The 24957-nt window shown below is 71.8% G+C and carries 22 protein-coding genes, 1 rRNA gene and 1 pseudogene; 14 read left to right on the top strand and 10 right to left on the bottom strand.

Annotated elements, in window-relative coordinates; genetic code table 11:
• Positions 1-87 precede the first annotated feature (87 nt).
• The 5 genes and pseudogenes from ITX44_RS28540 (at position 88) to pstB (ending at position 4911) form a co-directional block, all read left to right on the top strand.
• Positions 88-506, top strand: a pseudogene (locus tag ITX44_RS28540) (NUDIX hydrolase).
• A 264-nt stretch (positions 507-770) separates the two neighbouring features.
• Positions 771-1934, top strand: coding sequence for a phosphate ABC transporter substrate-binding protein PstS (pstS, locus tag ITX44_RS28535; RefSeq protein ID WP_205360435.1), 1164 nt, complete (start codon positions 771-773; stop codon positions 1932-1934).
• A gap of 109 nt (positions 1935-2043) precedes the next feature.
• On the top strand, positions 2044-3024 hold the full coding sequence (gene pstC / locus ITX44_RS28530) for a phosphate ABC transporter permease subunit PstC (RefSeq protein ID WP_205360434.1): 981 nt from the start codon (positions 2044-2046) through the stop codon (positions 3022-3024).
• Positions 3021-4100 (top strand): phosphate ABC transporter permease PstA, encoded by a 1080-nt coding sequence (gene pstA, locus ITX44_RS28525; RefSeq protein ID WP_205360433.1) that lies wholly within the window; start codon positions 3021-3023, stop codon positions 4098-4100. Before pstC ends, pstA begins: the two co-directional genes overlap by 4 nt.
• Positions 4101-4134: 34 nt before the next feature.
• Positions 4135-4911 carry a phosphate ABC transporter ATP-binding protein PstB gene (gene pstB / locus ITX44_RS28520; RefSeq protein ID WP_205360432.1) on the top strand — a complete coding sequence of 259 codons (777 nt, stop codon included), beginning with the start codon at positions 4135-4137 and terminating at the stop codon, positions 4909-4911.
• A gap of 141 nt (positions 4912-5052) precedes the next feature.
• On the opposite strand, the gene ITX44_RS28515 is transcribed toward pstB, so the two are convergent.
• Together ITX44_RS28515 and ITX44_RS28510 are read right to left on the bottom strand one after the other, a co-directional pair.
• On the bottom strand, positions 5053-6045 hold the full coding sequence (locus ITX44_RS28515; protein WP_205360431.1) for an inorganic phosphate transporter: 993 nt from the start codon (positions 6043-6045) through the stop codon (positions 5053-5055).
• A 6-nt stretch (positions 6046-6051) separates the two neighbouring features.
• The gene (locus ITX44_RS28510; RefSeq protein ID WP_205360430.1) at positions 6052-6672 is read right to left on the bottom strand and encodes a DUF47 domain-containing protein; all 621 of its coding nucleotides are present in this window, start codon (positions 6670-6672) and stop codon (positions 6052-6054) included.
• Positions 6673-6863: 191 nt separating this feature from the next.
• On the opposite strand from ITX44_RS28510, the gene ITX44_RS28505 reads away from it, so the two are divergent.
• Positions 6864-7190 carry a metal-sensitive transcriptional regulator gene (locus ITX44_RS28505; protein WP_205360428.1) on the top strand — a complete coding sequence of 109 codons (327 nt, stop codon included), beginning with the start codon at positions 6864-6866 and terminating at the stop codon, positions 7188-7190.
• A 104-nt stretch (positions 7191-7294) separates the two neighbouring features.
• Here the strand turns inward: ITX44_RS28505 and ITX44_RS28500 are convergent, their stop codons facing one another.
• Together ITX44_RS28500 and ITX44_RS28495 are read right to left on the bottom strand one after the other, a co-directional pair.
• Positions 7295-7495, bottom strand: coding sequence for a hypothetical protein (locus ITX44_RS28500; protein ID WP_205360426.1), 201 nt, complete (start codon positions 7493-7495; stop codon positions 7295-7297).
• Positions 7496-7638: 143 nt separating this feature from the next.
• A complete protein-coding gene (locus tag ITX44_RS28495; protein ID WP_205360425.1) occupies positions 7639-8502 on the bottom strand; it encodes an SCO4651 family lipoprotein in 864 nt (287 codons plus the stop codon).
• 309 nt (positions 8503-8811) lie between these two features.
• Between ITX44_RS28495 and ITX44_RS28490 the strand changes: the two genes are divergently transcribed.
• Positions 8812-10389, top strand: a complete 1578-nt coding sequence (locus ITX44_RS28490) for an FAD-binding oxidoreductase (RefSeq protein ID WP_205360423.1) — start codon at positions 8812-8814, stop codon at positions 10387-10389.
• Between the two features lie 74 nt (positions 10390-10463).
• Here the strand turns inward: ITX44_RS28490 and ITX44_RS28485 are convergent, their stop codons facing one another.
• Positions 10464-11162, bottom strand: coding sequence for a phosphatase PAP2 family protein (locus ITX44_RS28485; RefSeq protein WP_205360421.1), 699 nt, complete (start codon positions 11160-11162; stop codon positions 10464-10466).
• A gap of 343 nt (positions 11163-11505) precedes the next feature.
• Positions 11506-12507, bottom strand: a complete 1002-nt coding sequence (locus ITX44_RS28480) for a bifunctional lytic transglycosylase/C40 family peptidase (protein ID WP_205360419.1) — start codon at positions 12505-12507, stop codon at positions 11506-11508.
• Positions 12508-12743: 236 nt separating this feature from the next.
• Here ITX44_RS28480 and ITX44_RS28475 point away from each other — a divergent pair, with 236 nt between their 5' ends.
• The 6 genes from ITX44_RS28475 (at position 12744) to ITX44_RS28450 (ending at position 20042) form a co-directional block, all read left to right on the top strand.
• A complete protein-coding gene (locus ITX44_RS28475) occupies positions 12744-13052 on the top strand; it encodes a DUF8827 family protein (protein ID WP_205360417.1) in 309 nt (102 codons plus the stop codon).
• Between the two features lie 156 nt (positions 13053-13208).
• The gene (locus tag ITX44_RS28470; protein ID WP_205360415.1) at positions 13209-14069 is read left to right on the top strand and encodes a hypothetical protein; all 861 of its coding nucleotides are present in this window, start codon (positions 13209-13211) and stop codon (positions 14067-14069) included.
• Complete coding sequence (locus ITX44_RS28465) at positions 14059-15384, top strand: hypothetical protein (RefSeq protein ID WP_205360413.1); 1326 nt, start codon at positions 14059-14061, stop codon at positions 15382-15384. The genes ITX44_RS28470 and ITX44_RS28465 overlap by 11 nt, the downstream gene beginning before the upstream one ends.
• On the top strand, positions 15381-16925 hold the full coding sequence (locus ITX44_RS28460; protein WP_205360411.1) for an SCO6880 family protein: 1545 nt from the start codon (positions 15381-15383) through the stop codon (positions 16923-16925). The genes ITX44_RS28465 and ITX44_RS28460 overlap by 4 nt, the downstream gene beginning before the upstream one ends.
• A gap of 32 nt (positions 16926-16957) precedes the next feature.
• A complete protein-coding gene (locus ITX44_RS28455) occupies positions 16958-18367 on the top strand; it encodes an ATP-binding protein (RefSeq protein ID WP_205360743.1) in 1410 nt (469 codons plus the stop codon).
• 34 nt (positions 18368-18401) lie between these two features.
• Positions 18402-20042 carry a type IV secretory system conjugative DNA transfer family protein gene (locus tag ITX44_RS28450; protein WP_205360409.1) on the top strand — a complete coding sequence of 547 codons (1641 nt, stop codon included), beginning with the start codon at positions 18402-18404 and terminating at the stop codon, positions 20040-20042.
• 84 nt (positions 20043-20126) lie between these two features.
• Here the strand turns inward: ITX44_RS28450 and ITX44_RS28445 are convergent, their stop codons facing one another.
• Positions 20127-21221, bottom strand: a complete 1095-nt coding sequence (locus ITX44_RS28445; RefSeq protein WP_205360408.1) for a LacI family DNA-binding transcriptional regulator — start codon at positions 21219-21221, stop codon at positions 20127-20129.
• 475 nt (positions 21222-21696) lie between these two features.
• On the opposite strand from ITX44_RS28445, the gene ITX44_RS28440 reads away from it, so the two are divergent.
• On the top strand, positions 21697-22758 hold the full coding sequence (locus tag ITX44_RS28440; RefSeq protein ID WP_236061890.1) for a hydroxyacid dehydrogenase: 1062 nt from the start codon (positions 21697-21699) through the stop codon (positions 22756-22758).
• A 137-nt stretch (positions 22759-22895) separates the two neighbouring features.
• Here ITX44_RS28440 and ITX44_RS28435 read toward each other — a convergent pair whose 3' ends face one another.
• The 3 genes from ITX44_RS28435 to rrf form a co-directional block, all read right to left on the bottom strand.
• The gene (locus ITX44_RS28435; protein ID WP_307795530.1) at positions 22896-24026 is read right to left on the bottom strand and encodes a sigma-70 family RNA polymerase sigma factor; all 1131 of its coding nucleotides are present in this window, start codon (positions 24024-24026) and stop codon (positions 22896-22898) included.
• Between the two features lie 207 nt (positions 24027-24233).
• Entirely contained in the window at positions 24234-24761 is a 528-nt protein-coding gene (locus tag ITX44_RS28430) for a GNAT family N-acetyltransferase (protein WP_205360407.1), read from the bottom strand.
• Between the two features lie 73 nt (positions 24762-24834).
• A 5S ribosomal RNA gene (gene rrf, locus ITX44_RS28425) occupies positions 24835-24951 on the bottom strand.
• Positions 24952-24957: the final 6 nt, after the last annotated feature.

The raw sequence follows: 24957 nt of genomic DNA, 5'->3' as shown, positions 1-24957 counted from the left end.
CGCGACGAGCACGGCGAACGCGATCGCGACGGCCACGACCGGCACGACGAGCGCGATACGTACGACCGGCGTGATCGGGCGGAGGTCGTGCGCGCCGCCGGCGTGGTGCTGTGGCGCGGCGCGCCCGCCCACGGCCGGCCGACCCGCCCGCCGCCCCCCCGCGGCTCGCGCTGGTGCACCGCCCGCGTTACGACGACTGGAGCTGGCCCAAGGGCAAGCTCAAGCGGGGCGAGGAGTTCGCGGCGGCCGCGGTGCGCGAGACCCGCGAGGAAACGGGGATGGAGTGCGAGCTGGGCGCACCGCTGCCGCCCACCCACTATCTGGTCGACGGCCGGCCCAAGGAAGTGCGGTACTGGGCCGCGCGCGCGGTCGCCGGCCGCTTCGAGCCCAGCCGCGAGGTGGACGCGGTCGTGTGGCTGAGTCCGGCCGCCGCTCGAGCGCGGCTCACCCACGAACGCGACCGCCCGCTCGTCGACGCTTTCCTGCGAGTCTTCTACGCGCGCTGAAACCGTAACGTTACGCGGTCGTGACCCCATCTAATCCGTAAACCGCATGTGTCACTCGTACGACGCTCTGTGTGACGCGAAAAAAGTGCGCCACCACCCTGATGGACGAGGTTCACCTCCCGTTCACCATCCCCCGAGGGTCGCTTCACCTGATCTGCCTAATTTCGGCCGTACCGGTGGGCACTGTGCCGCCGGGTGGATGCAGAAAACCTCAACCCTCTGCTTCGCCGTCCACCGGCGGGCTCTCGGAAGGAACACACGAAGGTGAAGCTTCAGCGTAAGAACGGACTGCGCGCTCTGACCGTCGGCGCGGTCGCGGTTACCGGCGCGCTGGTCCTGACCGCCTGCGGTTCGGACAACAACAGCAGCAGCAACTCCACGCCGAGCGCCAGCGCCTCCGCGGGCGGCAGCACCACGAGCAGCTCCGCGAACGCTTCGGGCATCTCCTGCGCCACCGGCCAGGTCCTGGCCTCCGGCTCGACCGCCCAGCAGAACGCCATCGAGGCGTGGGTGAAGAACTACCAGCAGGCCTGCTCCGGCGCCTCCATCAACTACAAGCCCTCGTCCTCCGGCGAGGGCATCGTCGACTTCAACCAGGGCACGGACGCCTTCGCCGGCTCCGACTCCCCGCTGAAGCCGGAAGAGGTCGCCTCCTCCAAGAAGGTCTGCGCCGGTGGCACGGGCATCGACCTGCCGATGGTCGGCGGCCCGATCGCGGTCGGCTACAACCTGCCCGGCGTGAACAACCTGGTGCTGGACGCCACCACCCTGGCCAAGATCTTCAACAGCCAGATCACCACCTGGAACGACGCCGCCATCAAGAAGCTCAACCCGGGCGTCAACCTGCCGAGCACCAAGATCCAGACCGTGCACCGCCAGGACGAGTCGGGCACCACCGACAACTTCACCAAGTACCTGAAGGGTGCCGCCCCGGCCGCGTGGCCGTACGAGCACGCCAAGGCGTGGGCGGGCAAGGGCGGCCAGGCGGCTGCCAAGTCCTCCGGCGTGGCGGGCCTGGTCAAGCAGACCGCCGGCTCCATCGGTTACTTCGAGCTGTCCTACGCGACCGCCAGCAGCATCCCGACGGTGAAGATCAACACCGGCGCCCCGCAGCCGGTCGAGGCCACCTCCGCCAACGCCTCCGCGGGCATCGCCTCCGCGAAGGTCGTCGGCACCGGTGCCGACCTGTCCCTGGACCTCAGCGGCGCCTACACCACCAAGGCCGCCAACGCCTACCCGATCGTCCTGGTGACCTACGAGATCGCCTGCGACAAGGGCAACAAGGCCAGCACCCTGCCGCTGACCAAGTCCTTCCTGAACTACATCGCCAGCAGCCAGGGCCAGGGCATGCTCTCCTCGGCCGGCTACGCGCCGCTGCCGACCGAGATCGCCACCAAGGTCCAGTCGGCCATCACGGCCCTTTCCTGATCCAGGCGACGGGTCCCGCGGCACGCACCATCGCCGCGGGGCCCGTCGTACATCCGGTGCACCGCCGCCGGGGGAGCCCCGGCTCCCCCACACAGACCGGAGAATCTCCATGACAACCACCGCTCCACCCCCTACCGCTCCCCCGCAGAAAACGCGGACCGTGACGCGGCCGGGCGACCGGATCTTCTCCGGTCTCTCCCGCGGCTCGGGCATCTTCCTGCTCGTGGTCATGGCCGCGATCGCCATCTTCCTGACCTACCGCGCGGTCCAGGCGATCTCCAAGGACCACGGCAACTTCCTGACCACCTTCGAGTGGAACGCCAGTCTGAACCCGCCGGTCTTCGGCGTCGCGGTCCTGGCGTACGGCACCGTCGTCAGCTCGATCATCGCCATGCTCATCGCGGTGCCGATCGCGGTCGGCATCGCCCTGTTCATCACGCACTACGCGCCCCGCCGGCTCGGCGGCCCCATCGCGTACGTGATCGACCTGCTCGCCGCGGTGCCCAGCATCGTCTACGGCCTGTGGGGCGCCCTGTTCCTGGTGCCACACCTGAGAGGCCTGAACCTCTGGCTGGACAAGTACTTCGGCTGGACCTACATCTTCCACAAGCAGGACCCCAACTCCGCGCCCCGCTCGCTGTTCACCGTGGGCATCCTGCTGGCCATCATGATCCTGCCGATCATCACCAACGTCAGCCGCGAGGTGATCCGGCAGGTGCCGCGGATGCACGAGGAGGCGGCGCTCGCGCTCGGCGCGACCCGCTGGGAGGTCATCCGCCTGTCGGTGCTCCCCTTCGCCCGCTCCGGCATCATCTCGGCCTCCATGCTGGGCCTGGGCCGCGCGCTCGGCGAGACGATGGCGGTGGCCACCGTGCTGTCCGCCTCCCCGCAGCTGTCCGGGCACATCCTCGACCCGCTCGGCGGCACCTTCTCGCAGAACATCGTCGCCAAGTTCGGTGAGGCCGACGAGTTCGGCCGCGACGCGCTGATCGCCTCCGGCCTGGTGCTGTTCATCATCACCCTGCTGGTCAACGGCGCCGCCCGGATCATCATCCAGCGCCGCAAGGAGTACTCGGGGGCCAACGCATGAGCGACGTAGTCAACGACGCGCAGCCGCTGTCCGGCGCCCCCGCGCCCAGCCGGCTGGCCACCGCCCGGCTGCCCCGCTGGGCCCCGCTGGGCATCGCGGTCGGCGCCATAGTGGTCGGCTTCGGTGTCGGCGCCGCGGCCGGCTGGAAGAGCCACATCCAGTGGGGCCTGCTCGCCCTGTTCCTGTTCGTGGCCGGCTCCTACGCGATCACCGCCCGGGTCGAGGGCCGCCGCCAGGCCAAGGACCGGGTGGCCACCAGCTTGATCTGGGCCTCCTTCATCCTGGCCGTGATCCCGCTGTACTCGCTGGTGCAGACGACGATCAGCAAGGGCTCCAAGGCGCTCGACGGCACCTTCCTGACCCACTCGATGAACAACGTGCTGACCATCCAGCCCGGCGGCGGCGTGTACCACGCCATCATCGGCACCCTGGAGCAGGTCGCCATCGCCACCGCCATCGCCGCCCCGATCGGCATCCTCACCGCGATCTACCTGGTCGAGTACGGGGTGGGCCGGCTGGCCCGCTGGGTGACGTTCTTCGTGGACGTCATGACCGGTGTGCCGTCCATCGTGGCCGGTCTGTTCATCCTGTCGGTGTGGTTCGAGGCCACCGGCCAGGCCCCGCACGAGGGCTTCGCCGGCTCGCTGGCGCTGACCATCCTGATGCTCCCCGTCGTGGTGCGCTCCACCGAGGAGATGCTCAAGCTCGTCCCGAACGAGCTGCGCGAGGCGTCGCTGGCGCTGGGTGTGCCCAAGTGGCGCACGATCACCAAGGTGGTCATCCCGACGGCTGTCGGCGGTATCACCACCGGTGTCATGCTGGCTGTCGCCCGTATCGCCGGCGAGAGCGCCCCGATCGCCCTGCTGGTGTTCGGCAGCGACGTGATCAACAACAACCCCTTCCAGGGGCCCCAGTCGTCGCTTCCCTACTACATCTACCAGCAGTACACGAACGGCAACGACCCGAGCTACAACCGCGCGTGGTCGGCAGCCCTGGTGCTCATCGCGTTCGTGATGATCCTGAACGCGCTGGCCCGCGCCATTGCCCGTTGGAAGGCACCCAAGACGGGCCGCTGACGCGGCCATCAGCAGAAGAGAAGTGATCCCCACCATGGCCAAGCGAATCGACGTCAGCGGACTGTCGGCCTACTACGGCACCTTCCGCGCCATCGACGACATCTCCATGACCATCGAGCCGCGGTCGGTGACCGCCTTCATCGGCCCTTCCGGCTGCGGCAAGTCCACCTTCCTGCGCACCCTGAACCGGATGCACGAGGTCGTGCCCGGTGCCCGTGTCGAGGGCAAGGTGCTGCTGGACGACGAGAACCTGTACGGCTCCGGGGTCGACCCGGTCTCCGTGCGCCGCACGGTCGGCATGGTCTTCCAGCGGCCCAACCCGTTCCCGACCATGTCGATCTACGACAACGTGGCCGCGGGTCTGCGGCTGAACGGCATCCGCAAGAAGGGCGAACTCGACTCGATCGTCGAGAAGTCCCTCAAGGGCGCCAACCTCTGGAACGAGGTCAAGGACCGGCTGAACAAGCCCGGTTCGGGCCTGTCCGGCGGTCAGCAGCAGCGACTGTGCATCGCCCGCGCCATCGCGGTCGAGCCGCAGGTGCTGCTGATGGACGAGCCGTGCTCGGCGCTCGACCCGATCTCCACCCTCGCCATCGAGGACCTGATCGGCGAGCTGAAGACGCAGTTCACCATCGTGATCGTCACCCACAACATGCAGCAGGCCGCGCGCGTGTCGGACCGTACCGCCTTCTTCAACCTGGCGGCGGTCGGCCAGCCCGGCAAGCTCATCGAGATCGACGAGACCGAGCGGATCTTCTCCAACCCCACGGTGCAGGCCACCGAGGACTACATCTCCGGCCGTTTCGGCTGACCGGGACCGCCGTGCGGTGCTGCATGGCGGTGCCACCGCAGGGCGCGGGCCCCGCCTCCTTCATGGGGGCGGGGCCTGATCCATGTCCGGGCACTGCTGTCGGAACGTGGGGGAACGGGGCGTTTACGGTCCGGGCGGCGGTCAGGCGAAGGCGACGCGGACCAGCCAGTAGCAGCCGGCGGCGACCAGCGCGGCGGCCGGCATCGTGATGAACCAGCCCGCGACGATGCTGCGGGCCACTCCCCAGCGCACCGCCTTGATCCGCTTGGTGGCGCCGCTGCCCATGATCGCCGCGGTGATGACGTGCGTGGTGGAGACCGGCGCGTTGAAGACCGCGGTGACGTAGAGCACGGCGGCCGAGGAGGTCTCCGCGGCGAAGCCCTGCGGCGGGTCGACCTCGATGATCCGCCGGCCCAGGGTGCGCATGATCCGCCAGCCGCCGGCGTACGTGCCCAGCGACATCATCAGCGCGCACACCAGCTTGACCCACACCGGGATGCCGAAGCCCTTGGACGGGTCGTTGATCACCAGCGCAAGGACCACCACGCCCATGGTCTTCTGGGCGTCCTGGAGGCCGTGGCCCAGCGCCATCGCGGCGGCCGAGACGGTCTGGGCTATCCGGAAGCCGCGCTTGGTGCGGTTCGGGCTGGAGCGGCGGAAGAACCACAGGATGCCCAGCATCAGCAGGTAGCCGACCACCAGGCCGGCCACCGGGGACAGGAACATCGGCGCGACAACCTTGTCGACGACGCCGTTCCAGTGCACGGTGACGCCGCCGGCCAGCGCGGCGCCCACCAGGCCGCCGAACAGCGCGTGGCTGGAGCTCGAGGGCAGCCCGAAGTACCAGGTGACGAGGTTCCACGCCACTGCCCCGGCCAGCGCCGCGAAGAGGATGGCCATCCCGGACCGGCCCTGCGGGGTGGCGATCAGTCCCTTGCTCACCGTCTTGGCCACGCCCGACCCGAAGAAGGCGCCGGCCAGGTTCATCACGGCCGCCATCGCCAGCGCCGCCTTGGGGGTCAGCGCCCGGGTGGACACCGAGGTGGCGATCGCGTTGGCGGAGTCGTGGAAACCGTTGGTGTAGGTGAAGAACAGCGCGACCGCGATGGTCACGACCAGGGCGAACGTGTCCACGTCGGGTCAGGACTCCTTGACCGCGATGGTCTCCACCGTGTTCGCGACGTGCTCGAAGGCGTCCGCCGCCTCCTCCAGGACATCGACGATCTGCTTGAGCTTGAGGACCTCGATGGCGTCGTACTTGCCGTTGAACAGGTGTGCGAGCAGTTTGCGGTGGATCTGGTCGGCCTGGTTCTCCAGCCGGTTGACCTCGATCCAGTATTCGGTGAGGTTGGACATCGTGCGCAGGTTGGGCATCGCCTCCGCGGTCAGCTCCGCGGCCCGCGCCAGCACCTCGATCTGCTGCTCGACCCCCTTGGGGAGTTCCTCGATGTTGTAGAGGACGACCAGGTCAACGGCCTCCTCCATGTAGTCCATGATGTCGTCGAGGGACCCGGCCAGGGTGTAGATGTCCTCCCGGTCGAAAGGGGTGATGAAGGAGGAGTTCAGCTGGTGAAGGATCGCGTGCGTCGCGTCGTCCCCCGCGTGCTCGGCCGCCCGCATCCGCTCCGAGATCTCGGTCCTCGTTGCCGGATCGGCCCCGAGCAGTTCCATCAGGAGCTTCGAACCGGTGACGATGTTGTCCGCGGATGCGGCGAACATGTCATAGAAGCTCGTCTCCCTGGGGGTCAGACGAAAGCGCACGTGAGGTCCTCGGTGTCCTTCGTATCGGGTCTCGATGATGCTAGGCGCATCATCCGGCCGCGGCTAACCGGCGTCACCCAGTGTCGCCCATCGACAAACGTCCCCCGGACGGGGGATGCCTCGCACTCAGTATCGATTCGGTAAGGTATACCCATCGGGGGTATAACGGGACAGAAGGGCTGGCGGGCGGGATGACCACGGAAAGGGTCGCGGGGGAGATTGTGAAGCCGCTGGGACCGCATGGCTACAGCCAGGACAAGGAGTCCCATCTGAAGCGGCTGCGCCGGATCGAGGGCCAGATCCGGGGCCTGCAGCGGATGGTCGAGGAAGACGTCTACTGCATCGACATCCTCACCCAGGTGTCGGCCAGCACCAAGGGGCTGCAGTCCTTCGCCCTCCAGCTCCTGGAGGAGCACCTGCGCCACTGCGTGGCCGCCGCGGCGGCCGGCGGCGGCCCCGACGTCGACGAGAAGGTCGCGGAGGCGACAGCGGCGATAGCCCGCCTGCTGCGGACCTGAGGAGTACGGGCGCCACGGGCGGCGGGGGTTCTCCGGCCGCCCTGCCCGGTTCCGGCCCGGGCACTGCCCGGCGCCGGCGGCGGTTCGCCCGGTCCCGCCCGGTTCTAGCCCGCCGGGCCGGCCGGCCCGACCTCCAGTGCGCCGGACAGTGCCTCGGGCCGGCCGACCTCGAGCACCTCGTCGATGCGGGCGAAGCTCAACCGCTCCTCGTCGGCGGTGATCGCGGCGATCATCAGCTCGCCGAACAGGTCGATCTCGGCGAGGGCCACCGGGTCGTCCTGCACCGTGGTTCCGGACGACGGCATGCGCACACCACCTCCTCGCTGGGGAGCGCGGGTGTACGCGTGCCCGTACACCCGTCAACGGCCGCCCACAAGCCTAGGGACCAAATGTGCCCCGCCGCATGGCACGGAAGGACCATTTAGCGTCGCCCGACCGGGCCTGGCCCCTACCCAGCGGGTGCCGAAACGATCTTTCCTGACCAGATGTCCGCAGGCCGGGGCATGATCACCGAAACCGGCGCGCCGAAGTGGCCGTAACGGATGGTCGAGACCACCGTCGCGTTCCGGCCTGCGCCGCGCCTGGTACCGGCCGCGCTGAAGGTGAAGGTCTGGCTCAGCTCGCGCAGCCGCCCCGAGGGGTCGAGCCAGGCGTCGAAGGGCACCCGGGTCACCGCGAAGCCGCGCGCGGCGGCGTCCAGGGCGGCCCGGGCGGGGGCGGGTGCCGCGGCGGCGGCGCGGACGATGTCGGCGGTGCCCCGGAAGTGCCGCACCCGGGTGCCGTCCGGCAGGGTCTCCTGTGCGACGAACTTCACGTCCTGGGCGCCGCGCAACAACTCGGCCGCGGCCAGCGGTTCGGTGGCGCCGCCGGTGACCACGTTCAGGTCCGGCAGGCGGGTGGTGTCCACCCGTACCCACTTGCCGGCCGGCACGCCCTCACCGCGGTCCTTCATGTACAGCACGCCGGGGGTGAGCAGTTCGGTGATCGGCTTGTGCTCCTGGACGCCGGCCGCGTCCCGGGGCAGGGTGACGGTGAGCCGGCCGCGCCCGGCCGCGTAGTCGAAGCCGCCGGTGCCGGTGATGGTGAGCCAGGTGCCGCCGCTGGCCATCCGCATCGAGGTGGCCACCCGGGAGGTGCCGGCCGCCACCAGGGCGTCGGCGGCGCCGCTCAGCGTACTGACGAACGCCGCGTCCTGGGGCGTGCCCGGCACGGCCGTGCTGCCCTCCACCCGGCCCGCGCACCCGGCCAGCACGACCGTGCCCAGCGCCGCCGCACCGAGCGCGGCGGCCGCCACGACCCCCGCGACCGCCACCCGGGCCACCGGGCCGCCCCGCCGCCCTGTCGCCGTCCCCCGCCCGCCTGTGGACACCGCTGCCGCCATCACCCGTCCGATCCCTCTGCCGCCGCCCTCCGGCCGGGGCCTCACTGGGCTAACGACGGTCCGGCGGGGCCCGTCACGCGAAAGCTACCGGGGAGTCAGGTCGGTTCCGTGCCCCGCGCCCGCGCCGCTGCCGAGCCCTTCGCCGAACCCCTTCGCGACCGGCAACCGGAAGGGCCGGACGGGACGTCTGGGGTTCCGGGTAGGCGGTGCAATGACGACGGCCGAAGAGGAGTGGGCGGGATGAAGCGGCGTGGGGTGCTCGGGGCCGGCGGCGCGGTGGTCGCGGGCATGTGGCTGAGCGGGTGCACGGACAAGGGCGGCCGGGCGCAGGGCGCGCCGGGCGGCACCACGGCCGCCGGCAGTCCCGCCACGACACGAGCGGCCACTGCGACGGAAAACACGCCCGGCGCCAAGGCGCCGGCGACCGCGGGCCCGGGCGACTGGAAGGGCCTGGCCGGCACGCTGCACGGGGAACTCGTACGGCCGCAGGACGCGGCGTACGCGACCGCGCGGCGCCTGTACAACACCCGCTTCGACACCTTGCGCCCGGCCGGCATCGCCTACGTGACGGGAACCGCGGACATCCGCGCGTGCCTGACGTTCGCGCGCGACACGGGCACGCGCCCGTCGATACGCAGCGGCGGCCACTCGTACGCGGGCTTCTCCAGCGGCGACGGCAGGCTGGTGATCGACGTCTCCCGGCTGAACTCGGTGCGGGTCGGCGCCGACGGGGTGGCGGAGATCGGCGCGGGGGCCAAGCTGATCGACGTCTACAGCCGGCTGGGCGCCCAGGGGCGGACCATACCCGGCGGCTCGTGCCCGTCGGTGGGGATCTCCGGGCTGACGCTGGGCGGCGGGCACGGAGTGGTGAGCCGGTCGATGGGCCTGACCTGCGACAGCCTGGTCGGCGCCACCATGGTGACGGCCGACGGGCAGGAGCACGAGGTGTCGGCGAGCAGCGATCCGGAGCTGCTGTGGGGGCTGCGCGGCGGCGGCAACGGGCAGTTCGGGGTGGTCACCGCACTGCGTTTCCGTACCCATCCGGTGCCGTCCGGGGTGGTGACGGGCTATCTGACCTGGCCCTGGTCGCGGGCCGCGGCAGTGGTGCGGGCCTGGCAGCAGTGGGGGCCGGACCAACCGGACGCCATCTGGTCGGCGCTGCACCTGGACTGCACGGCCGGGGGCGCGCCCACGGTGTCGGTCCCGATGATGTCCACCGGTTCCTACGCGGGCCTGTCGGCCGCCGCGGACGCGCTGGCCACGGCGGTGGGCGCCCCCGCCTCGTCGGTGACGCTGCGCCGCCACGGCTACATCGACGCCATGTTCGCGTACGCGGGCTGCTCGGGCCTGACCGCCGCCCAGTGCCACCTGGCACCGAACGGCCGCCTGGGGCGCGAGACGTACACCGCGCGCTCGGACTTCTACACCACGGACCTTCCGGCGGGCGGCATCGACACGATGTTGGGGCGGATGGAGCACCTGCCGCGCGTCTCGGGGACGGGCAGCGCCAGCATCGCGCTGACCGCGCTGGGGGGCGCCGTAGGCCGCCTCTCCCCGACGGCCACCGCCTTCCCGCACCGCGGCGCCCGGTTCCTGGCGCAGTACATCGCCTCGGACCGGCTGACCACGGCCTCCTGGCTGACGGACACTCACGCCGCCGTGCGCCGCTGGGCGTCGGGCGGCGCGTACGCCAACTACACCGACCCGACGCTGACGTCCTGGCGCACCGCCTACTACGGCCCCAACGTGCCGCGGCTGACGGCCCTCAAGCGCCGTCTGGACCCAGGGCGCCTGTTCGACTTCCCGCAGGCGCTGTGAGGCCCGGACGGGCCGTCAGGACGCCCGCAGCCGCTCAGGACTGCTCACCGCGCCGGGCCGGTCCTGCGCCCGGGTCAGGCCGCCAGGTCCTTGTCGGCGGCGCTGTGCCGGGGCGTGGCAGCCTGACCCGGGCGCGGTGCCGGCCGGGTGGCGGCGCCGGGGGCGCGGACCAGCAGCTTCCAGCGGGAGCGGGCGGTGGCGGTGGCCGCGGCGGTGAGCAGGGCCAGCGCGATCGGGGCGAGCAGCAGGGCGGTGGCGGCGCCGAGCGCGAACCCGCCGACGACGTCAGTGGGGTAGTGCGCGCCGGTGTAGACCTGGGTGAAGCCCTCGGCGAGGGCGAGCACCCCGGCGATCAGGCCGGCCCGGCGGCTGACCATGAACAGGCCGACCGCGACCGCCCCGGCGAAGGCGGCCCGCCCGCTGACGAAGGAGTAGTCGTGGGCGGTGCGCACCAGGACGTCCAGGCCGTCGTGTTCCTCGTACGGGCGCGGGCGCGCGACGAGCGCGCGGATGGGCAGGCCCAGCAGCAGCGACAGGCCCGCGGCCAGCACCGCCCAGGCCACGCCGGCGACGGCGGCCGGGGCTTCGGCGGCGCGCCGGGCCACCCGCCACCAGCACCAGAAGGTGAGGACGGCCAGCACGGCCAGCAGACCGTAGTCGCCGATGAACTGCACGGCCCGGTCGACGCCGCGGGGCGCCTGTCTGGCGAGGCCGTTGATGCCGCGCAGCAGGCTGATGTCAGGGTTGACGCTGTCGTCAGCGACCTGTGCCATGGCGGTACTGCCCCTTACCTTGCAACCGGCGGTACGTGGCTCGGCTCGTGTGCAACCCCCGTCGCTTGAGTCCCAAGCCATTCTTCCCCGTACAACGAGCGCCTGCGCATGTGACGTTCCGGTCTTCGCCGGATGATCACCATGCCGTTATCCAAGGGTGACCGGGAGCGAGGGTTGACCGGCCGCCGACCCCCATGCTCGGGCCAACGGCTCACCCAGCGCACCCGTCACAGGAGTTTCGGCCGAACAGACGTCCGGAGCGCGCGCCGGTCCGCGTGCGCCGCCGAGCTTCAATACGCCCCCGCACACGCCGTACGCGCCCTGCGCGCGCCCCCTTGCGCGCCTACACCCCGGTGACCGGAAGAGCCGCCGCGCCGTCCTGGGTGACCCGCGTGGCGCCGATGTAGTCGGCGGAGTCGATCGGGTCGAAGCGGATGACCGCGCCCGTGTGCGGCGCGTCGATCATGTAGCCGCCGCCCACGTAGATGCCCACGTGATGGATGGACCGCGGGTCGGTCAGATCATAGGCGAAGAACACCAGGTCGCCCGGCAGGAGTTGATCGCGGCCGGGATGCGGCCCCGCGTTCCACTGGTCGTTGGCCACGCGCGGCAGGCTGATGCCGACCGACGCGTACGACGCCTGCGTCAGCCCCGAGCAGTCGAACCGTCCGCCCTGGTCGGCCCGGCCCTCGCCGCCCCACAGGTACCTCTTGCCGAGCTGCTGCTGCGCGTAGTAGATCGCCGCCGCGGCCTGCTGCGACGGCGCCACCCGGCCCACCGGCGCGGCGAAGCTCTTCTCCAGCGAGCGGATCACCTTCACGTAGTTCTGCGTCTCGGCGTACGGCGGTATGCCGCCGTACTTGATCACCGCGTACGCGCCCGCGTTGTAGGCGGCCAGCATGTTGTCGCTGTTGTCCCCCGGCACGTCCTTCACGTACGAGGCCAGTTCGCAGTCGTAACTGGCGGCCGACGGGATCGCGTCCTGCGGGTCCCACACGTCGGCCTTGCCGTCGTGATTGCCGTCCACCCCGTGCGTGGCCCAGGTGCCCGGGATGAACTGCGCGATGCCGTCGGCGTTCGCCCCGCTGTGGGCCAGCGGGTTCCACCCGCTCTCCTGGTAGAGCTGGGCGGCCAGCAGCGCCGGGTTCAGCGCCGGACACAAGTTCCCCCACTGCTGCACGATCGGCTGATACGCGGCCGGCACCGCACCCTTGGCCAACGACACCTGCACCACGTTCTTCGCCAGCCCCGCCGCGGCCGAGAACGTCCCCACCACGAGCAGCGCGATCAGCGAAAAGAACAGCCCCACAGCGATGGTGACGATCAGCCACAATCTCCGCGCCACGGCGGGCCACCCCTTCCCGTTGCCCTACGGTGATGCTCGTGATACACAGAGTAGTCGTCGCTACTTTCGAACACCGGTCCGCGCACCATTTTGACGGTCTGAGGCCGGATCACACGGAGGATCCGCCGAGAAAGTCGTTGAGTCGACATGCAAGAGCGGAATCCTCCGTCAAGATAGATCCTGGCCCCTTGCGCCCCGGCGAGGAGGTCAACTGATCGAGCGGGGTGGTGAGTTCTATGTACCTGGCAGCCGCAAAGGGCGACATCAACACGATCATCGGCGGCATCGCGCCCGACTGGGGACCTTTCGGTTCCCTGGGCAACCAGGCGCGTGTGATGATCGAAGTGGTCATGGCGGTGGCGATCCTGCTGTGCCTGGCCATCGCGATCTGGGGCGCGGCGAAACAGCGGATCGGCGCGACCGCTCTGCGCGACACCTTCAGCGCGGAGCAGGGCAAGGGATTGATCATCGCCGGGCTGACCGGTGTGTTCATCATCGGTTCACTCGGCACGCTGTTCACCATCGTGTACGGGATGGCCGTCTAGCCCCTGCCGACGGCCGGCTCCGCGGACTCCCGCGGCCGGCCCACGGCCCCCGCCCCACCTTCACATCCGAGGCTGTGTGCTGATGCCCACTCGATCAAGCAGCGGTGCCGTCCGCGACGCCCGCGGCTTCGGCGTGCCCGCGAAGGCGGCTCCCCGATGAGTCTCGGCCAGGACGGACCCCCGACCAGGACCCGCATGCCCGAGGGCCGCGGCGGCCCCGCCCGCCGACCGCCCCAGCCCCGACGCGCCCTGGTCACCGTCGTCAGCATCGTCGTCCTCCTCATCGCCGCGATCGCCTTCGCCAACCGCGGCGGCCACCACAGCGACGCCTCCTCCCCCGGCACCTCCACCGCCTCCGGCTCCACCGGCTCATCCGCCTCGGATTCCGCTTCCGGTTCCGGTTCGGGATCCGGTTCCGCGAAGAGCGGCTCGGCCACCGCCCCCTCCGGCACGGCCCCCGTCGCCGGCCACACCAACGGCATCCCCTCGGGCTTCGCCCACACCCAGCAGGGGGCGCAGTCGGCCGCGGCGAACTACGCGGTGGCGCTCGGCGGGACGGGCATGTTCGACACCGGGCAGCGGCATGTGATCGTCAACACGATCGCCGACGCGAGCGCTGTGAACGCCCTGCAGGGCGGCTTCGACCGCGACTACAACGCGACCTTCAACGCCCAGGTGGGACTCACCGCGGACGGCAAGGCCCCGACCGGACAGACCTTCGTCAGCAGGACGCTGCCCGCAGGGGCGAAGACCACGCAGTACGACGGAACGCGCGCAGACGTGGCGGTGTGGTGCCTGGGCCTGTTCGGCCTGGCCGGCACCGACTCGACCAAGCCGGTGACCAGCAGTTGGTTCACCGTCACCTTCCAACTGCGGTGGAACGGTTCGGACTGGAAGGTCGTCACGACCGGCCAGACCAAGGGCCCGACCCCCGTCAGCGGCGACAATCCCGTCTCCACGGCCGACGAGATCGCCGGTGCCGTGCAGGGCTTCGGAGGCTTCACCTATGCCCGCTAGCCGCACCCTCCGCCGACTGTCGCTCCCCGCGGCCCTGGCCGGCCTCCAGGCCGCCGCCTGGGCCCTGGCGAGCCGCGCCGTGGCCGCCCCCGCCACGCCCACCCCGACGCCCACCGGCCCGAAGGCCACCCCCAAGTCCGACCCCTGCGCCCTCATTGCGGGCCCCGCCAAGGCCTACTGCACGCAAGGCAACCCCGCCCCCGCCCCCAAGAGCGGCGCGGCGGACTCCCTCGACCCCCTCACCTCCCTCGCCAAGGGCTGCGCCACCGCCGCGTCGTGGTCGATCGACAAGCTGGCCGAGGCGGTGAACAGGACCACGCAGGTCGACTTCACGAACACCGCGTTCCTGCGCCAGTACGCGGTGGTCTTCGCCGCCTCGACGATCCTGACGCTGGTGCTGTGGCTGCTGGCGGTCGCCAAGCGCGCGGTGCGCGGCGTGCCGCTGACCGAGGCGCTGACCGAGGCCGTGGGCTTCCTGTGGCTGACCGTGCTGGCCAGCGCGTTCACCCCGCTGATCCTCTACACCGTGGTGAGCGCGACGGACGCGGTCACCACCGTGGTCTCCTCGGGCACCAAGTCCGACACGCAGGTCTTCTTCGGCTCGTTCTCCCAGGCGCTCACCAAGGGCACCGACATCGGCGGCGGCCCGATCATGCTGATCGTGGTCTCGCTGGTGTCCGTGCTGGCGGCGGGCGTGCTGTGGCTGGAGCTGGTGATCCGGGCCGCGCTGCTGTACGTGGGCGCCCTGCTGGGCACCGCGGTGTACGCGGGCCTGGTGGACAAGAACATGTGGCACCACGTCAGGCGCTGGGCCGGCATCATGATCGCGGTGATCCTGGTCAAGCCGGTGATCGTGATCGTGCTCGGGCTGGCCGGCGCGCTGTCGTCGAACGACAACGGCCCGGGGGCGTTCTCCGCGGTCGTCTCGGGCCTGGCGATCATCCTGCTGGCCATCTTCGCCAGCTTCGCCATCTACCGGTTCGTACCCGGTTTCGGCGACGACGTGGTGAACCTGCGCAACAGCCGCAAGGACGCGGGCGCCGGCGGCAGCCAGGCCGCCGCGGTGATCTCCTCCCCTGCCGCACTGGTCAAGCAGGGCATCAAGACGCACAGCGCCCGCGGCGGACCCCAGGAGCAGGCCACGGGAGGCGGCGCGCAGCCGTCCAACCCGGTGGCCGGCGGAATCGCCGCGCACAGCTCCCGCAACCCGGCCCAGCCCCAGGGCGGCGCCGACCCCGCACAGGCCGCTTCACCCTTCCGGTCCGGTTTCGGATCGTCGAACAACGGCTCTTCGCAGGGAGGTGACCGCAGGTGACGGTGCAACCGTTCACCCAGCCGCGGCGCACGTATCTGATCGGCAAGGCCCGGCCCAACGCCATCGTGGGCAAGAACCGGGAGACGGGCGAGATCGCCCTGATCATCGGCGGCGCGGGTCTCGGCATGCTGTGCGGCCTGCTGGTGCCGATACTCCTGCTGCGGATCGTGGGCCTGGTGAGCTGGCCGACCCTGGCCCTCGCCGCGGTGTACATGCCGTACCGCAGGCGCACCTTCTACCGCTGGTTCGAGATCAACCGCTCCTACCGCCGTACGCTGCGGGTCGCGCCCGCCTACCGGTCCGCGGTACAGGAGGCCGGCACCCGGCTGGACGGGCGCGAGGTCGAGGTCGGCCCGCCCCCCGGCATCGGCCGGATCACCTGGCTGACCGCGCCCTTCGGCCCGGACGAGATCGCCGTGCTGCTGCACGTGGACCGGCGCACCGTCACCGCGGCCATCGAGATCGAGGGCCCGGGCGTGGGCCTGCGCGACAGCGAGGACCAGGAAGCGCTGGTGGAACGCTTCGGCACGCTGCTCAAGCACGTCGCCAACGGGGACGGCTACGTGACGCGGCTGCAGATGCTGGCCCGTACCCTGCCCGCCGACCCCGACGCGCACGCCAAGGACGTGGCGCAGCGCGGCGACCCCGAGGCCGACCGGTGGCTGAAGGACTCCTACGACCAGTTGCAGTCGATGGTGTCCACCTCCTCCGAGCAGCACCGCGCCTATCTGGTGGCGTGCATGCACTTCACCCGGGAACTGGCCGCCGAGGGCGCCGCGATGGCCCGCGCCATGACCGGCCGCGGCTCGAAGGTCGACAAGGACGCGGGGCTCGCCGCGGTGATGGCCCGCGAGCTCACCGACATCTGCGCCCGGCTGGCCGAGGCCGACATCCGGGTGCGCCAGCCGCTCGGCCAGGCCCGGCTCGCCTCGCTGATCCACTCGATGTACGACCCGGACCACCCGATCGACCACATCCAGGCGATGACCCGCCGCAACACCTGGCCGGCCGAACTCGACGCGACCGAGCCGACGTACCTGCAGGCCAAGACGCGCGAGTCGGCGACCCGCGAGCCCTGGCACCACTCCACCGCGTGGATCAAGGAGTGGCCGCTGACCCCGGTCGGGGTGAACTTCCTGGCGCCGCTGCTGGTGCACACCCCGGACGTGATCCGTACGGTGGCGGTGACGATGGACCTGGAACCGACCGATGTGGCCATCGAACGGATGCTGACGGAGAAGACCAACGACGACGCCGACGCCAGCCGGGCCGCCAAGATGAACCGCGTGGTGGACCCGCGCGACATCGCCCACACCGGCCGGGTCGACCAGCGCGGCGAGGACCTGGCCAGCGGCGCGGCCGGAGTGAACCTGGTCGGCTACATCACGGTCTCCTCGCGCACCCCGGAGGCCCTGGCCCGCGACAAGCGCACCATCCGCGCGTCGGCTGGTAAGTCGTATTTGAAGCTCGAGTGGTGCGATCGTGAACACCATCGGGCATTCGTCAATACGTTGCCCTTCGCCACCGGCATCCGCCGCTAGTCCGCCCGTACGAGGAGGCCACTGCCATGCCCATGCTGGACCCTCTCGCGGCGATCACGGACGCGTTCACCAGCTTCCTCTTCGGCCGCGTGGAGACCACCCGCCTGCCGGTCCGCACCTCGACCGGCCAGGCCCAGGCGGTCTACCTGCCCACCGCAGCCCCCGGCCTGGGCGACTCCGGGGTGATCATCGGCCGCGAGGTGTACTCGGGCAAGGGCTACGTCTACGACCCGTTCCAGCTGTACGGCCAGCAGCTGCCCGCCCCGCACTGGCTGGTGCTCGGCGAGTCCGGCAACGGCAAGTCCGCGCTGGAGAAGACGTACGTGCTGCGCCAGCTCCGGTTCCGCGACCGGCAGGTGGTGGTGCTGGACGCGCAGGGCGAGGACGGCGTCGGCGAGTGGAACCTGATCGCCAACGCGATGGGCCTCACCCCGATCCGGCTGGACCCGATGGCCGCCCTGGACGGCGGCATCAAGCTCAACCCGCTGGACCCGGCGATCACCGTCACCGGCCAGCTCGCGCTGCTGCGCACCATCATCGAGGTGGCCATGGGCCGCGGCCTGGACGAGCGCTCCGGCTTCGCCCTGAAGGTCGCGCACGCCTACGTCGCCGAGACGGTGACCGACCGCCAGCCGATCCTCACCGACATCGTGGAACGGCTGCGGCACCCGCTCCCGGAGTCCGCCGAGGCGATGAACGTCGAGCTGGAGGACGTACGCGCCTGGGGCCTGGACGTGGCGCTGGTGCTGGACCGGCTGGTCGACGGCGACCTGCGCGGCATGTTCGACGGGCCCACCAGCGACGGCATCGACCTCGACTCGCCGCTGATCGTCTTCGACCTGTCGCACATCGACCGCAACTCCATCGCCATGCCCATCCTGATGGCGATCGTCGGCGTGTGGCTGGAGCACACCTGGATCCGCCCCGACCGGAAGAAACGCATCTTCCTGGTCGAGGAGGCATGGCACATCATCAACTCGCCGTTCGTCGCGCAGCTCTTCCAGCGGCTGCTGAAGTTCGGCCGCCGGCTGGGCCTGTCCTTCGTCGCGGTCGTCCACCACCTGTCCGACGTGGTGGACGGCGCCGCCGCCAAGGAGGCCGCCGCCATCCTGAAGATGGCCTCCACCCGCACCATCTACGCCCAGAAGGCCGACGAGGCACGCGCCACCGGGCGGGTGCTGGGCCTGCCGCGCTGGGCGGTGGAGATCATCCCGACCCTCACCCCCGGCATCGCCGTCTGGGACGTCAACGGCAACGTACAGGTCGTCAAACACCTGGTCACCGAGCTGGAACGGCCGCTGGTCTTCACCGACCGGGCCATGACCGAGAGCTCCCAGCAGCATGCCGCCGACCTGGAGGCGGAGGCCGACGCGGAGGCCGAGGCCCGCGCCCGGGCCCACGCGGCGGCGCTCGCCCAGCACATGGCCGACGAAGTGGCTTAGCGGCCCACAGCCGAGCAGGAGGTGAGGTGACGTCATGGCGGACCGGAAGAAGGAGTCGGGCGGCCTGCCGGACGGCCTGGTCGTCGGCATCATCGGCGTTCTCCTGGGAGTGACGTTCCTGGCCTGGACGGGCACCGGCATCGCCGGCCTGCTCGCCCACGGCCACTGGCCGCACGACCTGCACTTCACCCGCACCCCGCGGGCCCTGCGCGACCTGATCGGGGACCCGCACGACATCCCCGCCGCCTGGCCGGACGCCGAACAGGCCGCACTGCCCTCCTCCGGCCTGTTCTGGGGGGTGTTCATCAGCCAGTTCATGGTGCTGATCGTGGTCATGGTCTGGGTGATCAACACCCTGGCCCGGCTGCGCTACGCCCGCAGGCGCCCCGCCGGGCGCCGCGCCCCCGCACCCGTCCGCGCGGCCGAAGCCGACGAGCCCGGGCAGCCCCTCGTCACCGGACCGGCCCCGGCCGCCGGCGTGCCCACCCCGCGCCGCGCGGCCGCGAAGGCCGGCGACGAGAGCCTGGACGCCTGGTTCCGTACGGTGCCGCAGGCCGCCCCGCCCGGCGCCACCGTCCGCGACGAGGCCCCCACCTCGGTGCTGCCCGCCGTCGCCCCCGACCCGACCCGCGCCGCCTCCCCGCTGGCCGACGGCGAAGTGACCCGCACCTACGCCCTGTTCGCCCGCGAACGCGGCGACAAGGCCAAACGCGTCACCCAGCCGGCCGTCCTCGCCGCCGCCGGACCTGTCGTCGTCACCACCGCGGACCCCGACACGTACCACCAGACGGTCGGCAACCGCGCCAAGCTCGGCCCCGTCCACGTCTACGACCCCGCGCACCTCATCGACGTGCCCGGACGGCTGCGCTGGGCGCCGCACGCCGGCTGCGAGCACCCCGCGGACGCGGCGGTACGGGCCCGCGCCCTGCTCGCCCCCCTGCGCACCGCCCGCGCCGACGAGGCGATCGTGCACGACACCGCGGTGACCCTGCTGCGCTGCTGGCTGCACGCCGCCGCCGTGGACGGCCGCCCCTTCCGCCAGGTCCAGCGCTGGGCTGCCGGAAGCACCGCGGCCGGCGAGGCGGTACGGATCCTGCGCACGCACGTGGCCGCGGCCGGCGGCTGGAGCGGGGAACTGGAATCGGTGCTGCACGCCCACCCCGACCGGCGCGACGCCGCCCTCGCCCTGATCCGGCACCTGCTCGAGCCGCTGAACACCGTGCACATCCGCGACGCGTGCAGCCCCACCCGGGCCGGGGGCCTGGATCTGGAGTCGTTCGTCGCCGAACGGGGAACGCTGTACGTAGTGGGCGAGCGCATCGAGGACCCCGCCTCCCGGCCGGGCACCATGCCGCTGCTCACGTCGCTCGTATCCAGCGTGGTCGAGCACGGCCGGCGCATGGCCGCAGGGTCATCCGCCGGCCGGCTCGACCCACCACTCACCTTCGTCCTGGACGACGTGGCCGCCCTGGCCCCGGTCCCGGACCTGCCCGCACTGCTGTCCGGCGGCCATGCGGCCGGCCTGCCCACCCTGGCCGTCCTGCGCTCCCCCGAACAGGCCCTGGCCCGCTGGCACGCCCCACTGTGGCAGGACGCCGACGTCCGCCTCGCCCTCGGCGACGAGACCGCCGACACCCTGCCGCCGTCGGTCCCGGACGCGGTGCGGATCCGCTGAGCGGCGCTCTCCGGCTCACGGTCCGGGGCAATCCGTTCGGGCGTCACGGCAGCCGGGCGAAGGCCGTGACGGTCCGGGCCCGGCTCAGCGGCGCGGCGCCACCGACTGGCGCAGCACGATGTGCGTGCCCAGCAGATGCCGGCTCTGCGCGGCGCCACGGGGAACATCCGCCGCCTCCTCGGCCAGCGCCAGCCGCACCGCCTCACGGCCCAGTTCGTACGCGGGGATGCTGACCGTCGTCAGCGGCGGGTTCAGGTCCTGGGCGACGAAGTCGTTGTTGTAGCCGACCACCGACACGTCCCCCGGCACGGACAGCCCGTACTCGCGCAGCGCCGCCATCGCACCGGCCGCCACCATGTCGTCACCGGCGAACACCGCGGTGAAGTCCGGCCGCCCGCCGCACTCGGCGAGGATCTCCCGCATCGCGGCGTAGCCATTGGCCCGGCCGAGTCCCCGGCCGGCCGGCCGGACCGCGCCGGGACCCAGGCCGTGGTCGGCCAGCGCCCGCCGGTAGCCGGCGATCCGCGGCTCGACCGTGGTGTGCCCGGGCAGCAGCCCCAGGTAGAGGATGTCGCGGTGCCCGGCGGCCAGCAGATGGCTCACCACCGCGTACGCGCCGGCCTCGTTGTCGTACTCCACCACCAGCACCGGCGTGTCCGGGCCGGGCGCCGGACGCCCGCACAGCACCAGCCGGGAGCCGGCGGCCGCCAGCCCGTGGGCGTACTCCGTCAGCCGGGCCCGGTAGCGCTCGTTCTCCACCGCGCCGCCGACCAGCACCACGAACTCGGCCCGCTGCTCGCGCATCATCTGCACCAGCGCCAGCTCCCGCGCCTCGTCCCCGCCGTGGCTGCACACCATGCACAGCCGGCCGCGGGCCGCCGCCTCCTGCTCCACGCCCTGCGCCACCGTGGCGTAGAAGGCGCTGTCCACCGACATCACGATCACGGCGACCGTACGCGGCCCGGTCCCGGCCAGCGCCCGCGCCCGGCCGTCGATCACGTAGTCCAGGTCCTTGACCGCGCGCAGCACCTTGGCGCGGGCCGCGGCCGACGTCGGGTAGTTCCCGGCCAGCACCCGCGAGACGGTGGCGACCGACACCCCGGCCCGGCCCGCCACGTCCCTGATGGTCACCCGGTTCCGGCCACCGGCCGGCCCCGGACCCTGCGCTCTGTCCGCCATCCCGCCCACCCGCCTGTGCCCGCCTGTTCGCGGCTGCCGCACCGCGCCGCGCCGCGGCCAGCGTAGTGGCGCCGACCGCGTACGGGCCTCCCCGCGACACCGGGGTCCGGGCCGGCCCGGTGCCCGGCGACAGCGGCGGGGTACCTGAAGCGGTTACTGCCGACGGCCCGATCGCTCCCGCATCGGCGGGCCCCGGAGGACCCCCGCAGCCCGGCCGAATACAGGCCGGGGGCAGGCCAACTCATTGACGGCCGGAACAGTACGCGCTTACTCTCGGGCCGGATGGGCGTAACCGCTTACGCCACCGATGACGCACCGACGCAGAGCTGTACGGGCGCCGTACGAAAGCGGGGGCAGGGGCGGCGACGGCCCCGTGGCGTACGGCCGAACGCACCCGTCCGGCCGCCCCGAAGCAGCCGCCCGGGCAGCCCCGGCCGGCTCGACGACCGGCACATCGCGCGAGGAGCGGACACACATGGCGGAGCGGCCCAACCTGGTGGTGGCGATGCGCCCGGACATCGTGGACCTGGTGCTGCCGGCCCCGCTGCGCGACCGCCTCGCCGCCCTGGCCACCGTCCATCCGCGGCCGGTCACCGACTTCGGCACCGGCACCTCCGGCCCGGGCGCGGGCGGGGTCGACTCCGGCGCGGCCGACGCCCGCGGCACCACCCTGCCCGCCGACGCGCTCGCCGCCACCGACATCCTGCTCACCGGCTGGGGCTGCCCGCCGCTGGACGCCGCTGTGCTCGCCCGCGCGCCCCGGCTGGCCGCGGTGATCCACGCCGCCGGCACCGTCAAAGGCCACGTCCGCCCGGAGGTGTGGCAGCGCGGCATCGCCGTGTCGTCGGCCGCCGACGCCAACGCCGGGCCGGTGGTCGAGTTCACCCTCGCCGCGATCTGGTTCGCCGCCCGCCGCGCCCTCGGCGGCGCCGCCGACTACCACCGGGGCCTGCTGCCCGCCTACGGCGACCGGCGCGGCGCCGACGGCGCGGTCGTCGGCGTCATCGGTGCCTCCCGCATCGGCCGCGGCGTCATCGCCCGGCTGCGCGCGGCCACCGCCGCGTACCGGATCCTGCTCGCCGACCCCTACGTCACCCCCGAGCAGGCCGCCGCCCTCGGCGCCGAACTCGTGAGCCCGGACGACCTGTGCCGCGCCGCCGACATCGTCACCGTCCACGCCCCCGACCTGCCCGAGACCCACCACCTGCTCGACGCCCGCCGCCTGGCGCTGCTCAGGAACGGCGCCGCGGTCGTCAACACCGCCCGCGGCCGGCTGGTGGACACCGACGCCCTCACCCGCGAGTGCGCGTCCGGCCGCCTCGACGCCTACCTCGACGTCACCGACCCCGAGCCCCTCCCGCCCGGCCACCCCCTGCACTCCCTGCCCAACGTCCTGCTCACCCCGCACATCGCCGGCGCCCAGGGCACCGAGGTGCAGCGCTTGGGCGCGTACGCCGTGGCCGAGGTCGAACGCTGGATCCGCGGCGAGCCGCTGCTCGGCGCGGTCCGGGCCGACGAGCTGGCCCGTATCGCCTGAGGGCCTTCGTGTCAGGGGCGTTCGTACGGTGGCGGTGGCGGTGGCGGCCCGTCCGGCGCGCGCCGCGGCCGCACGGATACGGTGCCGGGCGCGCGTCGCGTGCGTACGGGACGGCTTGGTTGCAGGACAGGCTCCGGTCAGGCCGCCCTGAGCGACTCCGGCAGCCCGAACGACGTCATCAGCACGTTGTCCAGGAAGCGGGTCACTCCCGCGATCCGGTCCCCGGCCAGGGTCAGCACCACCACGCCGTGCGGGTGGAGCACCGGGCTGTCCCAGTCCCGGGCGTACGCGCCGAAGGCCGGCTGGCCGTTCGCGCGCGTCGCCCGCAGTGCGTAGCTGCGGCCCTCGCGCAGCGCGACCGATGCCAGGAAGTCGCCGATCGCGGCCTGACCCTGGTACTCCAGCGGCAGCGGCGGCATGGTGAGCAGCGCGTCCTCGGTCAGCAGCGCCACGAGTGCGTCCACGTCGCCCGTCTCGAAGGCGTGCGTGAAGCCGTCCACGATCCGCCGCTCCTGCAACGAGCCCGGCAGGGGGGCGTTCTCGCGGTCCGGCCGCTGCAGCCCCTCGTTCTCCTCCAGCCCGGCCCGCGCCCGGCGCAGTGCGCTGTTGACGGCGACCGTGGTGATGCCCAGGATCTCCGACACCTCCGCGGCGCGGAACCCCAGCGCGTCCCGCAGCACCAGCACGGCCCGCTGGTTGGGCGGAAGCTGCTGTATCGCGATCAGAAACGCAAGCGACACCGACTCCCTGGTCTCGTACCGCGCCTCCGGCCCCGGCGCGCGGTCCGGCACCTCGTCCAGCAGCGCGTCCGGATACGGCTCCAGCCAGGTCGGCTCCGCCCGGCGGCGCGACGGCTCGGGCAGGATCGCCTCCTGCTTGCGCATTTCCGTCAGGTCACGCGACCTGCGCGCACCGGCGCGCAATTCGTTGAGGCAACGGTTCGTGGCGATCCGGTACAGCCAGGTCCGCACCGAGGCGCGTCCCTCGAATCCTGCCAGACCCCGCCAGGCCGCCAGCAGCGTCTCCTGCGTCAGGTCCTCGGCGTCCTGGATCGACCCCAGCATCCGGTAGCAGTGCACCTGCAACTCGCGCCGGTACGGTCCGACGAGCTCCTGGAACGCGTCGTCGTCCCCGGCCTGCGCGGCCGCCAGTACCCCTGTCTCGGCCTGTACTCCCTCGTCTGCCGCACCCCCGGCGACCGCTGCCTCCTCGGTCAGTGCCGCCTCCGGTGCCATCGTCGTCGCATCGGCGTGAATGCTGCCCCGCACGGCATTCCTCCTTGCTCCCCGAGACTCCGCGGGCTCCGCCGCTTCGGGTTCTTCCTGTGCAGACACCACAGACTCCCAGAACTCGTCGTCCCCTGCAGCCGAATCCCCCTCCCACCCGGACCTGGATCCGCTCCCCTACGCCTACCCTCTCAGCCCGGCCGTCCCCCCGGCTGTCCCCCGCATGACCGGCGCGTCGACGGCCGGGGCTCAGTCCCGGTGGAGCGCCATCTCGTACTCGGTCTGGGCGGGGTCCTTCGGGTAGGCCATGGTGCGGCCGGTCCGCTCGAACCCGATCCGCCGGTAGAGCGCCTCCGCCCGCGGGTTCTTCTCGTGCACCCAGAGGTAGAGACGGTCGGTACGTTCCCAGGACCACGCGATGAGGGTACTGAACAGCTCCGCGGCCAGGCCGGAACCGCGTACTTCGGGTCGCAGATAGACGGCGTTGACGCTGTGGCGGTCCGGGCGTTCGGCGATCACCACCGCCATCCCGACCCAGTCCGCGCTGGGTTGAGTGCCCTTGGGTGTGGCGTCCGGGTCCGGCTCCCGGATGACGGCGAACTGCTGGGCACCGTTCCCGGAGGACCGCTGCTGCCACACCTCGTCGGGCAACGCCGACTCCTCGGCGTAGCTCCTGGCGAACGCCACGGCGCTGACCGGGTCCTGAAGGGCCGTCAACCGGACCTCGCGGATCTCCCGCCACTCGGCCGGCGCCACCGGTCGTATCACGTATCCCATGGGCCGACCGTACAACGCAAAAGAGCTCGGGTCCCTCGAATAAATCGGGGGACCCGAGCTCTCATCAATAATTGTTCGGCGGCGTCCTACTCTCCCACAGGGTCCCCCCTGCAGTACCATCGGCGCTAAAAGGCTTAGCTTCCGGGTTCGGAATGTAACCGGGCGTTTCCCTCTCGCTATGACCACCGAAACACCA

The organism is Actinacidiphila acididurans, from assembly GCF_016918855.1.
GTDB classification, from domain to species: Bacteria; Actinomycetota; Actinomycetes; order Streptomycetales; family Streptomycetaceae; genus Actinacidiphila; species Actinacidiphila acididurans.
Note: the sequence above shows the minus strand (reverse complement) of the source record. Positions and strands in the feature narration are given on the sequence as shown.

Coding starts and splice junctions, on each gene's coding strand:
- pstC (WP_205360434.1), top strand. CDS start 2,044: ATGACAACCACCGCTCCACCCCCTACCGCTCCCCCGCAGAAAACGCGG.
- pstA (WP_205360433.1), top strand. CDS start 3,021: ATGAGCGACGTAGTCAACGACGCGCAGCCGCTGTCCGGCGCCCCCGCG.
- pstB (WP_205360432.1), top strand. CDS start 4,135: ATGGCCAAGCGAATCGACGTCAGCGGACTGTCGGCCTACTACGGCACC.
- ITX44_RS28505 (WP_205360428.1), top strand. CDS start 6,864: ATGACCACGGAAAGGGTCGCGGGGGAGATTGTGAAGCCGCTGGGACCG.
- ITX44_RS28500 (WP_205360426.1), bottom strand. CDS start 7,495: ATGCCGTCGTCCGGAACCACGGTGCAGGACGACCCGGTGGCCCTCGCC.
- ITX44_RS28490 (WP_205360423.1), top strand. CDS start 8,812: ATGAAGCGGCGTGGGGTGCTCGGGGCCGGCGGCGCGGTGGTCGCGGGC.
- ITX44_RS28485 (WP_205360421.1), bottom strand. CDS start 11,162: ATGGCACAGGTCGCTGACGACAGCGTCAACCCTGACATCAGCCTGCTG.
- ITX44_RS28475 (WP_205360417.1), top strand. CDS start 12,744: ATGTACCTGGCAGCCGCAAAGGGCGACATCAACACGATCATCGGCGGC.
- ITX44_RS28470 (WP_205360415.1), top strand. CDS start 13,209: ATGAGTCTCGGCCAGGACGGACCCCCGACCAGGACCCGCATGCCCGAG.
- ITX44_RS28465 (WP_205360413.1), top strand. CDS start 14,059: ATGCCCGCTAGCCGCACCCTCCGCCGACTGTCGCTCCCCGCGGCCCTG.
- ITX44_RS28455 (WP_205360743.1), top strand. CDS start 16,958: ATGCTGGACCCTCTCGCGGCGATCACGGACGCGTTCACCAGCTTCCTC.
- ITX44_RS28450 (WP_205360409.1), top strand. CDS start 18,402: ATGGCGGACCGGAAGAAGGAGTCGGGCGGCCTGCCGGACGGCCTGGTC.
- ITX44_RS28445 (WP_205360408.1), bottom strand. CDS start 21,221: ATGGCGGACAGAGCGCAGGGTCCGGGGCCGGCCGGTGGCCGGAACCGG.
- ITX44_RS28440 (WP_236061890.1), top strand. CDS start 21,697: ATGGCGGAGCGGCCCAACCTGGTGGTGGCGATGCGCCCGGACATCGTG.
- ITX44_RS28430 (WP_205360407.1), bottom strand. CDS start 24,761: ATGGGATACGTGATACGACCGGTGGCGCCGGCCGAGTGGCGGGAGATC.